Source organism: Thermococcus argininiproducens, from assembly GCF_023746595.1.
GTDB lineage: Archaea > Methanobacteriota_B > Thermococci > Thermococcales > Thermococcaceae > Thermococcus_A > Thermococcus_A argininiproducens.
The window spans coordinates 522,394-535,144 of record NZ_CP080572.1 but is presented as its reverse complement, the minus strand read 5'-3'; the positions used below and the strand labels follow the sequence as shown (position 1 = coordinate 535,144).

Sequence of the window (12,751 nt, the reverse complement as noted above, 5' to 3'; positions counted from 1 at the left end):
AGTTACTCTAAACATATTTAAATCCTTTGTCATAATTAAGGTGGTGATTAAAATGAAAATTCTGGTTACTGGCGGTGCTGGATTTATAGGTTCTCATCTTGTTGACAGGCTCATGGAAGAGGGATATGAAGTTAGAGTTCTCGATGATTTAAGTGCAGGAAGCTTGGAAAATCTCAAAAAATGGATTAATCACGAACGTTTTGAGTTTATGCAGGGAGACATGAGAGATCTTGAGATCCTCAAGAAAGCTGTTGATGGAGTTGATGCTGTTTTTCATCTTGCTGCAAACCCGGAAGTAAGAATTGGCTCACAAAGTCCACAATTACTCTACGAGACCAATGTTCTCATAACTTACAACCTCCTTGAGGCCATGCGAGAGAGAAGGATAAAACTGCTGGCATTCACTTCCTCATCCACAGTTTATGGAGAGGCAAAAAGGATACCAACTCCTGAAGATTATGGTCCCTTGGAGCCAATAAGCGTCTATGGAGGGGCAAAGTTAGCAGCTGAAGCCTTAATATCGGGTTATGCCCATACCTTTGATATAAAAGCTGTGGTTTTTAGGCTGGCAAACATAATAGGGAAGAGATCAAACCATGGGGTTATCTATGATTTTATAAACAAGCTCAAGGCAAATCCCGACCGCTTGGAGATTTTAGGCGATGGAACACAGAGGAAAAGCTACCTCCACGTTAGCGATACCATTGAGGCCATGCTCTATTTATTTAAGGAATTTTTAAAGGAGGACAAAATCTACGATGCTTATAATATCGGCAGTGAAGATTGGATCACGGTTACAGAGATAGCGGAGATAGTGAGCAGGGAAATGGGCCTAAGTCCAGAGTTCTACTTCACCGGCGGCGTAGATGGAGGAAGAGGATGGAAGGGTGACGTTAAGATCATGCTCCTAAGCATAGAGAAGGCCAAAGCAAAGGGATGGAAACCAAAGATGAACAGCAGAGAAGCTGTTGAAAAAACGGTGAGAGAGTTATTGGGGAAAGAATAACTACCGAGACAAAAGCCACTTCCACAGAGGCACTATCTTAATTTCCTTCCCTTTCTCTTTAATCACTTCTTCCTGATCCCACGTAATAATTAGAAGATCATTACAGCCAAGTTCTCTTGATGCTTTGATTAGGGCAGAGACCTCTCTTTCATAGTTGTTATCGTTAATTTCGTAGGTAACCTGAACTATTTCCTTTACACCCTTCTTTTCCTTTAGGACAAAATCCACCTCTTTGTTGTCCCTTGTCCTGTAGTAATATAGATCCCTATTTGGCTCCAGGCCCGCTTTTAAAAGTTCGACAAAAACCAAATTCTCCAGTAGTTTGCCCTCATCTTCAATACCTAAAACAGCCAGTAGTCCATTGTCCACCAAATAGGGCTTGAACCCATACAACTCTTGCAACTTATACGACTTCACCAGAGGTTTAAGAGCATAGAAGATCAGAGAATCATCTAAATACTCCAAATAATTCGCAACCGTCGTTTTTCCAACTTCAATACCAATTCCCTTCAGGTTTTTATAAGCCTTGGAAATCGAAAGATGCGATGAGAAAGCAAGCATCTTGAAAAGGACTCTCAAAGCTTTTATGTTGGTTACTCTCCACCTTTCAATAATATCTCTGTAAATAGTGAGGTCAACTATCTCTTGAAGAATATCTCTCCTCAAAGAAAAGTCCAGTACAACCTCGGGATAACCTCCCCAAAGGAGATATTGCCTAAGCAACTTCTTGATCTTTGCCTCCTCGTAGGTGGAGTAGAATGTATCGAGCTTTATTCCATGAGAAATCAATATCTCCTTGAATGAAAATGGGTAAACTTTTATAGGAATACTCCTTCCCCTCAGTTCGGTTGCTATTTCTTTTGATAAAAGTCGAGAGGAAGACCCTGAAACTACCACTCGCTGATTTTTATCAAGTAAGAACCTCACAAACTTTTCCCAATTTTTGACTGTTTGAATTTCATCTAGGAAGAAGTGATTATATTTCTTGACATTTTCAGGGAATTGGGAGTAATAGACATCCAAAAAACCCAATAAATCCTCCAAACTGGTATCTATTAGTCTGGGATCTTCCAAATTAATGTAAACCGTCTCTTCTTTCCTAACTCCCTGTTTTAGAAGTTCCTTAATTATCTGAAACATGAAATAAGTTTTTCCAGCTCTTCGCGGCCCAATAATAACTAAAGCTCTTTGGACCTTAGGTATGGTGTATTTTATGTTTCTCTCAATAAGTTCAACATCCCATTCAAGATAATCTCTTATGATTCTTCCCCATACGTCTTTTGGTATCATGTACTATATATAGTGCTAATACTTTATAAATATTTGTACTATTAACAGTCCAACCTTTAAAACAATTTATATTCCACCAAGTATGTAGCCAATTTTAATGTTACTCTGCTTTCTACCATGGCCGCAATAAAAATTAAGATAACTGAAATTGCCAGGAGTTTGAAGAACTCTTTTGCGTCTTCTTCAGTGATCATTTCTTTCTTCTTACCCAACGCAAATCTCAACAGTTCGTAAGGAATTTTAAAACCCGCAGCACCAGCAATAATTAAAGCTGGAATCTCAAAAATGCCATGAGGTAGGATAAGAAAGAAGAACGAGTTAAGTTCGCCCACATGACGCAAGTTCCATGAAGAATGCAAAAATAACCCCAAAGGAATCCCATTAAATATCAAACCCCAAATAGTCAAACCACCAAAGGTCAAAATACCACCAAAGGATAGAATGAGGATAACTTTCAAATTATTTATAAAAAGAAATCTGAAGTTTGGCACTATTTCATTTTGTTTTTCATAAAACCCAAAAATATTGGGCACGTTTTCACTCTTAGGTGTATTCAATAAATTAAAACCAAGAAAAGCCCCAATTAAGAACAGAAACATCGAAAAAACTAAAAGCCTGTAAAAAATCTGCATTATTTCACCTCTATTTAATAAACCACCAATGTGAATACTCCTCAGCATATGACTTGTAAATTTTTGCTTTTCTTTCATCCCCCTCTTTCAGTGCTTCTCTATAAAGCTCCATATAATGGTGATATTTACTCACCCGCTTTGTTTGCATGATCCCCAGCAAAAGAATTGAAATTGTAAACAGACCAAACAAGATGTAATTATCATTCATACTTCTCCCCTCCTATGCAAGTCCCGCTAATGCCAACACTGAAACCCCTAACCCAAGTGGATTCCCACTAGCGGCACCAGCAAGAGCTGCGGCCCCAAACATGCTAATCCAAGTTGTGTAAAGATTCATTTCTGAACTATATTCCTCTGCTAGCGATTTATAATAATCTGCCATTCTATTGTTGCCATTTAATAATGCTTTTCTGTACAACTCCATATAACGGTGATATTTTTCTTTTGCACTGTTGTACTTGTGGATTGCATAGTTTGCTTGGTTAGTTACCTCTCCAACAACTACTCCAAAAGCCATCAACACTAACCCAAGGGCAAGAAGTTTCTTCCACATTAATTACCACCAATGATTATAACTAAGCAACTACGATAAAAAGTTTTTTGAAAGAAAGTTGATTACCACCATTGGGGTTTTGAATCATAGTTAAATAACTATCAACCAACATTCAAAGTCTGCGTATTTTTGACAAAATCTTCAGAAGCCATTAACTAGCTAAAACACCCAAAAAGGTTTAATAAGTCCCAAACGTATTGAATATCATGTTTGATATAGAAGAATTTACTCGATGGATTAAACAGGCGGAGTATACACTTAAAAGTGCAGAGCGCGATAAAAACAGTGGAGATTACTCTTGGGCATGTTTTAAGGCTCAACAAGCCGGAGAACTTGCGGTAAAAGCTCTTTTATATGGGCTGGGAATAATGGCATACGGACATTCAATAAAGAAGCTCTTAGATGTTCTGTCAAAGGATGTAGATGTCCCAAATGAAATGTTTAGATATGCAAGGATTTTAGATAGGCATTATATCCCACCCAGATATCCAGATGCATATGTAGAAGGGTCTCCCTACGAATTTTACGGTATCGAGGATGCTGAAGAGGCAATTAGAGCCGCTAATGTCATAATAAACTTCATAATGGGTGTTGCAAATGATTCCATACGAAAAAGAGATTAAAGAATACGTCAAGAGTATTAAAGAAAAACTCGACCCCAAGCTGATTATTCTTCACGGATCAATAGCAAAGGGAACATTTGGTCTGGGGAGTGATGTTGATCTTCTTGTGGTCTCAGATGAGCTTCCCAAGAATTTCAATGAGAGATTGAAGCTACTTTACGAATTGGACAACACAAGAGCCCCGCTTGATATAAAAGGATATACAAGTAAAGAGTTCAAGAAGATGATATTAAAGGGCCATCCCCTTGTGTTAGATGCTCTAGAGGATGGGGTAGTACTCTTTTCAAAGAAAGAATTCTTGCAAGAAGCCAACAAACTCTTTAAAAAGGCCAAAAGGTCATTTAAACGCATTGAAAATGGATGGATGAAAGTTAAGAGATAAACTTTCCAAGTAACACTCTTAGAAAATTCCTTCTGACTCTTCAGATATTTTTAGCTATTTTCATGGTGATTGTGCTTTCAATTACTGCTGCAATGAATATTAAAACTATTGATATGCCTACAAACTTGAAGAACCCTTTTGCGTCTTCTTCAGTGATCATTTCTTTCTTCTTGCCTAAGGCAAATCTCAATAGCTCGTAAGGAATTTTAAAACCCGCAGCACCAGCAATAATTAAAGCCGGAATCTCAAAGACACCATGTGGGAGGATGATAAGAAGGGTTTTTGTTAATCCAATTTGGGTTGCCGTTGTACCTATTGCTGAGCCTATAACAAAGGCATTAAATAGCAAGTTCACTAAAGTGGTTATGCCAAATGTCACTGCTCCTGACCATAATAAAAAGGCTACGTTGATATTGTGTCTGAAAAAGAACAAAAATCCAGGGTTGAAATTATCAAATGGATCAAAGCCGAAATATGCTGAGTAATCATTTTGAGAAGCAGAAAAAAGACCAAAAATCAAACCAAAAATAAAAATAAGTGGAGATACTGCTCTATTCATATTCTCTTCCTCGCATTTTTAATTAACTTATAACAATACAAGTAACATTGCAAATACAAAGAGTAGAAGTATTACTGCATCTCCAAGCCAATCATGGCCACTCCGGATTTTTGTTTTCTTCATTTTAATCCCCTCATAGTGATGCTCCAACAACTAATAAAAACCAGCCTGTTGCTGCTGCCAAAGTAGTTATAATACCTGCTTTTATTAGTACTGCTCCCATTGCCAAACCACCAGTAATTGTAGCTCCCCCCATTTTTTCTGAGTGTGTAATTTTCCACACTAAAAGACTCTCTTCTGTTACTGTTCCACTAATTGCAACCCCTAGAGCCATTAACACTAACCCCAAAGCAAGCGCCTTCCTCCACATTGATTACCACCAATGATTATAACTAAGCAACTACGATAAAAAGTTTTTTGAAAGAAAGTTGATTACCACTATTGGAGTTTTGAATCGAGATTGAACAATTGCCAAAGATTCCCGACCAATATTCGAATATCTTTACTTTAACAAATATCTACTGAACTGCGTAAGTTATCTTATAGTTCCACAACATTTTTATGCCCTATATGTCAACGTAATTTGCTAATAAGCCTCTTTACGGGGGTGCTAAAATGAAGTACATAAAAATAAAATTAACGCTTTTAGTGCTATTAGTCTTCACGGCCGCCCCCATAAGTGCTTTAACAATCCCCATTGGCACCCTCGAAACCAAGTACATAATTATATCCAAAAACCGTCCCACAATCCTAGGGGTGGCCCTAAATTACGATATCTCAATGAGTGAGTTATATGGCTCAATAATAGAAGGAAAGTATGAAATAAGCCTAGCAAACTACAGCGTTGAGTATGCTATGTATACAGGAAAAAGGAAAATTATCTGGGCACCCCCGGTTAAGTCCTCAAAATTTATCCCACGATATAACGAGTCCGTTTATCTTCCTGAAGATTTGAAAAAAATAGTTAAAGAAATTGCAGAGTCTAGTGACACCGTCGCTGAATTTGTATGGCGAGTTTCATGGTTTGTCCACAAAACCATAACATATGAAGATGTTTCTTACATAACTGAACTTGGGCGCGTGATTTTTACCAAAAATGAAACGAATTGGCTGATTGACGAAATATGGGAAAAGAAAAAAGGTGTTTGTAGACACAAGGCAATTTTAGCACAACAAATGCTTAGATATGCTGGTATTAAAGCTAAATACGTTGGAGGCTACGTTTTAGTCCCTGTAAGTGGAAGCCACAAATATATTGACCCGTCCGAACTCAATACAATACCAGAATTAGTACAGTTCTCAACCCACACGGGCCTAGGTCATGCATGGGTCATTGTAAATGATCCTGAAGTAGGTTGGTACCCCATAGATCCAACAAGACAGAGAGATCCTCTCCATCCGATACTCCACGACAACATCGCAGTATACGTTGGAAATTACACCCCCTTTGCACCAGACGAAATCCCTCTTTTCAGACTTGAAAGTGTAGAGAATTACACTACCAACGCTAATGAAGTGAGATATAAGGGTATGAAAATAATTGAATCCAGCGAAACAGGCATAGTAATTTACAACCCCAAAGAGGATCAAATTGATTACTATTCTGGTGGTTATGCATTAATAATCCCCCAATCATTTAATTGGTCTTATGGGAGGTACTTCCAGAACACCACAATAAACACGAATATAACGGTAATACACAGAAAAGGAAAGTACTATGTTAAAATCGATGGAATTGAAATGCCTTTATATTTCACAAACAGAGACAAGATTGTAAAACCATTATATAAAAAGGGAGAGTATTACGTGTACAGAGAAAGTGATATCCCAATAATAGACGAAAAGGCCTCTTTTAAAACACCATATTACCTGTTAAAGGTGGATGTAAAAGAGGATATTTTCATGGAAATTCCTGGAGCTAAAATCCCTAACTCCCCCCTTCCGTTCCAGTGTGTGATCCTTCCATATTAATTTGGTCTCGTTCTCAGCTTTTTAGAACAGTTTAACATCCCAAATTTTCTAATAAATTCAATACAAAAAGCATCGAAAGATTTATAAATTAATTTTTGGTTATCAACATCGACGCCCCGGTGGTGTAGCCCGGTCAATCATGCGGGACTCTCGATCCCGCGACCCGGGTTCAAATCCCGGCCGGGGCACCAGAAAGCGGGCCCGTGGCTCAGCCTGGTCAGAGCGCCCGCCTGATAAGCGGGAGGTCCGGGGTTCGAAGCCCCGCGGGCCCACCAAAAACTCTTCTAAGGAAACGTTTCGAGAGCTTTTTATACACAAAAACCCAGTGATAACTATGCACGTTAAAACTTACATTGCTAAACTCGTTGATCTTGTGGAGCTTGAAAGAGAGGCCGAAATAGAGGCCATGCGAGAAGAAATGCGAAGACTTAAGGGATATGAAAGAGAGAAAGTTGGTAGAGCGATTTTAAATCTCAACGGGAAAGTAATTGGTGAAGAATTTGGCTTCAAACTTGTAAAGTATGGAAGGAAAGAGCCATTTAAAACTGAAATTGGAGTTGGGGACCTGATTGTAATAAGCAAGGGAAATCCACTAGCGAGTGATCTTGTTGGTACTGTTGTAGAAAAAGGAAGCAGATTTATTGTGGTAGCCGTCGAAGCTGTGCCCTCTTGGGCTTTTAAAAACGTTAGAATAGACCTCTACGCTAACGATGTAACCTTCAGAAGACAGCTCGAGAATCTTAAAAAACTGAGTGAAAGTGGTATTAGGGCCTTAAAGCTTATTCTGGGCCAAGAAGCCCCATTAAAAAGTTTTCCTGAAGAGTTTACACCTTTTGACAGGAACTTAAACCAGAGTCAAAAGGAGGCCGTAAGCTACGCCTTAGGAAGCGATGATTTCTTTCTAATCCACGGGCCCTTTGGTACCGGTAAAACAAGAACTTTAGTAGAACTCATTATACAGGAGGTCAAGAGAGGAAGCAAAGTTCTTGCAACGGCCGAAAGCAATGTAGCCGTTGATAATCTTGTAGAAAGGCTTTGGGGGAAAGTTAAACTCGTCAGGTTGGGCCACCCTTCAAGAGTCTCAGTCCACCTAAAGGAATCAACACTCGCCTTTCAAGTCGAATCCCATGAGCGATATAGAAGGGTTAGAGAACTGAGAAATAAAGCAGAAAGGCTTGCAATGATGAGAGATCAATATAAAAAACCCACACCACAAATGAGGAGAGGATTAACCAATAAACAAATACTTAAGTTGGCAGAGAGAGGCAGAGGAACCAGAGGTGTTCCAGCTAAGGATGTTAGGCAGATGGCCCAATGGATAACACTAAACGAGCAAATTCAGAAGCTCTATAAATTTGCAGAAAAGATTGAAAGTGAGATAATACGGGAGATAATCGAAGATGTGGACGTTGTTCTGAGTACAAACTCCTCCTCAGCCCTTGAATTCATAAAAGATGTTGAATTTGACGTTGTCATCATAGATGAAGCTTCCCAAGCAACGATCCCAAGTGTTTTAATCCCAATTGCAAAGGCCAAGCGATTTATTCTTGCTGGAGACCACAAACAACTTCCCCCAACAATTTTGAGTGAAGAAGCCAAAGAGCTGAGTGAGACCCTTTTTGAAAAGCTCATAAGTTTATATCCATCCAAGGCGAGAATGCTTGAAGTCCAATACCGAATGAATCAACTTTTAATGGAATTTCCAAGCAGAGAGTTCTACAAGGGGAGGATAAAGGCCGATGAGAGCGTAAAAGATATAACGCTGGCCGATTTAAAGGTTAGAGAACCCTTCTTTGGCGAACCCTGGGATTCAATATTAAAAAGAGAAGAGCCCCTTGTCTTTGTAGATACCAGTGATAGAACAGACAAATGGGAAAGACAGAGAAAAGGTTCAACTTCAAGAGAGAACCCCCTAGAGGCCCTTTTAGTTAAGGAGATTGTCGAAAGACTTCTTCGAATAGGTATTAAAAAGAATTGGATTGGAGTTATAACGCCCTATGATGACCAAGTTGACTTAATACGCTCTCTTATCGAAGATGAAGACATAGAGATCCACACAGTGGATGGATATCAAGGGAGAGAAAAGGAAGTTATAATCCTATCTTTTGTTCGATCCAATAAAAATCATGAACTCGGGTTCTTGACGGATTTAAGAAGATTAAATGTTTCTATAACAAGAGCAAAGAGAAAGCTTATTGCCATTGGAGACAGTGAAACTCTAAAAGAGCATGATACTTACAAACGCTTCATAGAGTTTGTAAAAAGATATGGAAGATCCATAAGACTAAGAAACATGGAAATACACTAATCCCTTTTTCTAATTTGTGGGATCGGTCTTTTTGAAATTGAAGTACTAAGGGAAATTCCAAGCAATGGGACAAGAGGAAACATTGCCAGAAAGCCCATCACAGAGGCTGAAGCAAAATTCATGTCAAAACCTATTTGAGAGGCTATACCACCACCGATTAAACTTCCCAAAATAAATCCAGTTGAATTGACCAAGTTAGAAGTTGCTAAAATGCTTCCCTGCTCTTTTGTACTACTCCTTCTCCCTATAAATGACGTTGAAGAAACACTTATGTAAGACCAAGAATAGCCCCAAAGGAGATAACTTGCAGTGCTTGAGAGCATCAAGGAATATTGAAAGTCCATTTGTACTAATAGGAGGAAAATTCCAAGAGCCCTAAAGAAATACCCCTGTACCAACCCTAAAACAGGGTTCTTTGATCTGAGCTTTTTCCCAACCCTTTGATAAAGCATTGCTGATGTTGAAGAGTTTAGGAGAGCCAATCCAAAGACTTCTTGACTAGTAAACCCATTTTTTATTAAAAATACAGGGAGTTGAGTGGTATACATTCCAGATGATACCCAAAATAAGAAAGAAGATAAATAAAACCCTCTGAATTTTGGCGAGAGTTTTAGTCTCATGGGAAGATGAATTAAGAAGTTGGGCAAGTATCTTCCCTTTTGAATTACCTGATTCACAAGAGGTTTGATATTATTCCTATGAAGGTAAACTGGTGCTTCTCTAATAGTCTTCCAAGCTATAATGAACGCAGGAATATTTAAGAGAGCAAATAATAGAAGAAGCTCTCTAAAAGCAAGAAACCTGACGAGTATAAACCCCAGTAAAAGGCCAATTACCCACGCCCAACCCCCAATTTTGTTGAACTTTCCAACACCTTCTTCCCATCTTGTCTTTCTAACATTTCTAAAAAGCAAAACAATTGGTATAGAGACTGTTGACGCCAAGAAGAATGAATAAAGAGCATTAACGAGAATTAATTCCCAAAAGTTTGATACAAGTGAAAGAGCGCTGAGGAATACGGATACACTAAAAAAGCCCATTAAGATAAAAAGCTTCCTTTTAAGAAGCTTATCACTTAATTTACCCCAGAAAACTGTCCCCAATGTTGATGCAAATGCCGACAGAGAAGTTAACAAACCGATTTCACCTGCCTCAGCACCAAGCTGAAGTGCATAAAGGGAGATGATTTGAGAAGATCCACCCGTAGCTACCTTAAACGGAATGAAAGAGTAAAACCACCTAGGCATTTTGGAGTTTGGACTAAGCAGGGAAGCTTTTCTAGCCTGCATTGTTGCGTTTACCTTTTTCCTCATTTTTCAACCACCACGATACTCTCGCCGAACGAAGTTCGCTTTATAAAGTTTTGGGACGCAAAAAGAGGCCTAATGAACAGAGATGAACAGAGAAGAGAAGAAAAATTTACCAACCTTGAACCTTCTGAAGAACCTCATCCCCAACCTTGCCCTCTTCTACATCAGTTATTGCTTGTTCAAGTCTGTTGAGGCCCTCTTCGAGGATTTCTTCCTCAACTGTAAGCGGAGGTTGGATCCTCAGCACATTTCCCTGGAGAAAGGCAAGAATTAAACCAAGCTCATACGCTCTCCATATGACCTTTTTAGCTTCATCATAGGCCCTTTCTTTGGTCTCCCTGTTCTTTACTAGATCGATTCCTATCATCAATCCCTTACCCCGAACATCCCCAATCAACTGGTGCTCTTCTTTCATCTTGTTAAGTCTTCTCATGATGTAATCTCCAAGCTTTTTGGCACGTTTAAGTAGATCCTTTTCCTCTATCTCCTCTATAACAGCAAGTGCTGCTCTGCTTATAAGTGGATTTCCGCTCAATGTAAAGGCATGCCCTAAAGAAGGAAGAGAATCCATGATCTCGGCTTTTCCAATAACAGCGCTTATAGGCAACCCTCCACCCAAAGGTTTGGCCACTGTTAATATATCTGGCTCAACTCCAAAGTGCTCTATTGCAAACCATTTTCCAGTTCTCCCAAGGCCACTTTGCACTTCATCAACAACTAGAAGAATCCCATGCTCATCCAAGATCTTCTTAATCCGTCTAAAATAATCCTCGGGTGGTACAACCATTCCAGCATCTCCTTGAATCGGCTCAGCAAAAAGAGCTGCAACACCATCTGCGTAAACTTCACCCTCAAATTTGGCTTTTAAGTATTCAACACATTCCATCTTACAAGAGCCTCTTTCTTTGCCGAAAGGACACCTGTAACAATCGGGATATGGGATGTAATGAACATCACTAAGCTCTCCAACCAACGCCCTGACGTGAAAATCTAATCCAGTAATACTTGAAGCCCCATAAGTACAACCATAATAGCTTTTGAGGTAACTTAGAAGGGTTCTCCTTTTTGTGTAAGCGCGAGCAAACTTTATTGCACCGTCATTAGCATCACTCCCACTTAAGCCAAGGGATACTTTTGGATTCTCCACAGGTGAAATCCCAGCAAGTTTTTCAGCCAAAAGAAGTGGTTCTAAGGTAAAACCATAAACAAAGGTAAAGTGAATAAGCCTTTCTACTTGTTCCTTTATTGTCTTCACAACCCTTTCGTTGTTATGACCAACATTCTGAACAGCAGCATCACTTAGAAAATCTATGTACTCTCTCCCTTCTATATCCCAAACTCTCGCATTATTGGCCCTAATCCCAACTATGGGAGCGTAAGTAACGCGAGAAGCTTTTGGAAAGATCTTGGAATATCGTTCAATTACATCTTCTTTTTTCATGGTTTCACCGCTTGATATATGCGTTTGAAATTAATAGAAGTTTCGGTCAATTTCTGCTTAATCTGACAAAAATAATAGAATATATTTAAAAACCAACAATACAATATTTAAACAAAATGCTAATTGGTGATAAAGGTGGCACTTGATAATATTGATAGGATGATTTTAAGACTCCTCCAAGAGAATGGAAGAATGAGTTATTCAGAGATAGCAAGAAGAACCGGGGTTCCGGAATCCACAGTGCGGTTAAGAGTAAAAAGGCTCATGGAAGAGGGAGTAATAAGGAAATTTGCCGCCCTTATAAACCCTTTTAAGGCGGGTTATACAATAGTGGCGTTTATAGCAGTAGACGTTGAGCCAAGCAAAATCAAGAGAGCCGTAGAAGAATTATCCAAACTCCCAGAAGTGGACGTATTAGGGATAGCAACCGGGGCCCATGATATTTTAATGCAAGTAACTGTGAGAGATCTTCAAGAGCTAGAGAACTTCCTTATAGAAAAGCTAGGAAAAGTGGAAGGAATAAAAAGTACTGAAACCTCAATATTAACAAGTGTTAAAAAATGGGGATATGCAAGAGTCTTTTAACTTATCAGATGGGAAGCCCCTTCAGAAGGGACGAAAGCCCGAAAAACGTAAATAAAACTGTGGAGGAACGCCTTCTGGTCACCTCATACTT

At 39.1% G+C, this 12,751-nt stretch carries 14 protein-coding genes and 2 tRNA genes; 8 read left to right on the top strand and 8 right to left on the bottom strand.

The features are described from left to right. The first annotated feature begins 52 nt into the window (after window positions 1-52). Window positions 53-1,006 carry an NAD-dependent epimerase/dehydratase family protein gene (locus tag K1720_RS02825; RefSeq protein WP_251949708.1) on the top strand — a complete coding sequence of 318 codons (954 nt, stop codon included), beginning with the start codon at window positions 53-55 and terminating at the stop codon, window positions 1,004-1,006. On the opposite strand, the gene K1720_RS02820 is transcribed toward K1720_RS02825, so the two are convergent. The 4 genes from K1720_RS02820 to K1720_RS02805 are packed head-to-tail and all read right to left on the bottom strand — an operon-like array spanning window position 1,007 to window position 3,481. Then, entirely contained in the window at window positions 1,007-2,296 is a 1,290-nt protein-coding gene (locus K1720_RS02820) for an ATP-binding protein (RefSeq protein ID WP_251949706.1), read from the bottom strand. Window positions 2,297-2,352: 56 nt separating this feature from the next. Beyond that, window positions 2,353-2,928, bottom strand: a complete 576-nt coding sequence (locus K1720_RS02815) for a stage II sporulation protein M (RefSeq protein ID WP_251949697.1) — start codon at window positions 2,926-2,928, stop codon at window positions 2,353-2,355. A gap of 10 nt (window positions 2,929-2,938) precedes the next feature. Next, window positions 2,939-3,136, bottom strand: a complete 198-nt coding sequence (locus K1720_RS02810) for a hypothetical protein (RefSeq protein WP_251949695.1) — start codon at window positions 3,134-3,136, stop codon at window positions 2,939-2,941. Between the two features lie 12 nt (window positions 3,137-3,148). Beyond that, entirely contained in the window at window positions 3,149-3,481 is a 333-nt protein-coding gene (locus tag K1720_RS02805; protein WP_251949693.1) for a hypothetical protein, read from the bottom strand. A gap of 206 nt (window positions 3,482-3,687) precedes the next feature. On the opposite strand from K1720_RS02805, the gene K1720_RS02800 reads away from it, so the two are divergent. Both K1720_RS02800 and K1720_RS02795 read left to right on the top strand, forming a co-directional pair. Then, complete coding sequence (locus K1720_RS02800; protein WP_251949692.1) at window positions 3,688-4,104, top strand: HEPN domain-containing protein; 417 nt, start codon at window positions 3,688-3,690, stop codon at window positions 4,102-4,104. Beyond that, complete coding sequence (locus K1720_RS02795) at window positions 4,079-4,486, top strand: nucleotidyltransferase domain-containing protein (protein WP_251949691.1); 408 nt, start codon at window positions 4,079-4,081, stop codon at window positions 4,484-4,486. Before K1720_RS02800 ends, K1720_RS02795 begins: the two co-directional genes overlap by 26 nt. A 40-nt stretch (window positions 4,487-4,526) precedes the next feature. Here K1720_RS02795 and K1720_RS02790 read toward each other — a convergent pair whose 3' ends face one another. Together K1720_RS02790 and K1720_RS02785 are read right to left on the bottom strand one after the other, a co-directional pair. Continuing rightward, a complete protein-coding gene (locus K1720_RS02790; RefSeq protein ID WP_251949690.1) occupies window positions 4,527-5,045 on the bottom strand; it encodes a stage II sporulation protein M in 519 nt (172 codons plus the stop codon). 133 nt (window positions 5,046-5,178) lie between these two features. Next, window positions 5,179-5,415: a hypothetical protein gene (locus K1720_RS02785; RefSeq protein ID WP_251949689.1), complete on the bottom strand. Its 237-nt coding sequence runs from the start codon at window positions 5,413-5,415 to the stop codon at window positions 5,179-5,181. A gap of 245 nt (window positions 5,416-5,660) precedes the next feature. Here K1720_RS02785 and K1720_RS02780 point away from each other — a divergent pair, with 245 nt between their 5' ends. The 4 genes from K1720_RS02780 (at window position 5,661) to K1720_RS02765 (ending at window position 9,324) form a co-directional block, all read left to right on the top strand. After that, the gene (locus K1720_RS02780) at window positions 5,661-7,016 is read left to right on the top strand and encodes a transglutaminase-like domain-containing protein (RefSeq protein WP_251949688.1); all 1,356 of its coding nucleotides are present in this window, start codon (window positions 5,661-5,663) and stop codon (window positions 7,014-7,016) included. A 113-nt stretch (window positions 7,017-7,129) separates the two neighbouring features. Further along, a tRNA-Glu gene (locus tag K1720_RS02775) sits at window positions 7,130-7,207 on the top strand. A 6-nt stretch (window positions 7,208-7,213) separates the two neighbouring features. Next, window positions 7,214-7,291: transfer RNA gene (locus tag K1720_RS02770), tRNA-Ile, on the top strand. Between the two features lie 59 nt (window positions 7,292-7,350). Then, window positions 7,351-9,324 carry an IGHMBP2 family helicase gene (locus tag K1720_RS02765; protein WP_251949687.1) on the top strand — a complete coding sequence of 658 codons (1,974 nt, stop codon included), beginning with the start codon at window positions 7,351-7,353 and terminating at the stop codon, window positions 9,322-9,324. Here the strand turns inward: K1720_RS02765 and K1720_RS02760 are convergent. Together K1720_RS02760 and K1720_RS02755 are read right to left on the bottom strand one after the other, a co-directional pair. Next, on the bottom strand, window positions 9,321-10,637 hold the full coding sequence (locus K1720_RS02760; RefSeq protein ID WP_251949686.1) for an MFS transporter: 1,317 nt from the start codon (window positions 10,635-10,637) through the stop codon (window positions 9,321-9,323). The two genes, K1720_RS02765 and K1720_RS02760, sit on opposite strands and share 4 nt — an antisense overlap. A gap of 106 nt (window positions 10,638-10,743) precedes the next feature. After that, window positions 10,744-12,075, bottom strand: coding sequence for a leucine/methionine racemase (locus K1720_RS02755; protein WP_251949685.1), 1,332 nt, complete (start codon window positions 12,073-12,075; stop codon window positions 10,744-10,746). A gap of 135 nt (window positions 12,076-12,210) precedes the next feature. Here K1720_RS02755 and K1720_RS02750 point away from each other — a divergent pair, with 135 nt between their 5' ends. Next, window positions 12,211-12,660, top strand: coding sequence for an Lrp/AsnC family transcriptional regulator (locus tag K1720_RS02750; RefSeq protein ID WP_256468525.1), 450 nt, complete (start codon window positions 12,211-12,213; stop codon window positions 12,658-12,660). Window positions 12,661-12,751: the final 91 nt, after the last annotated feature.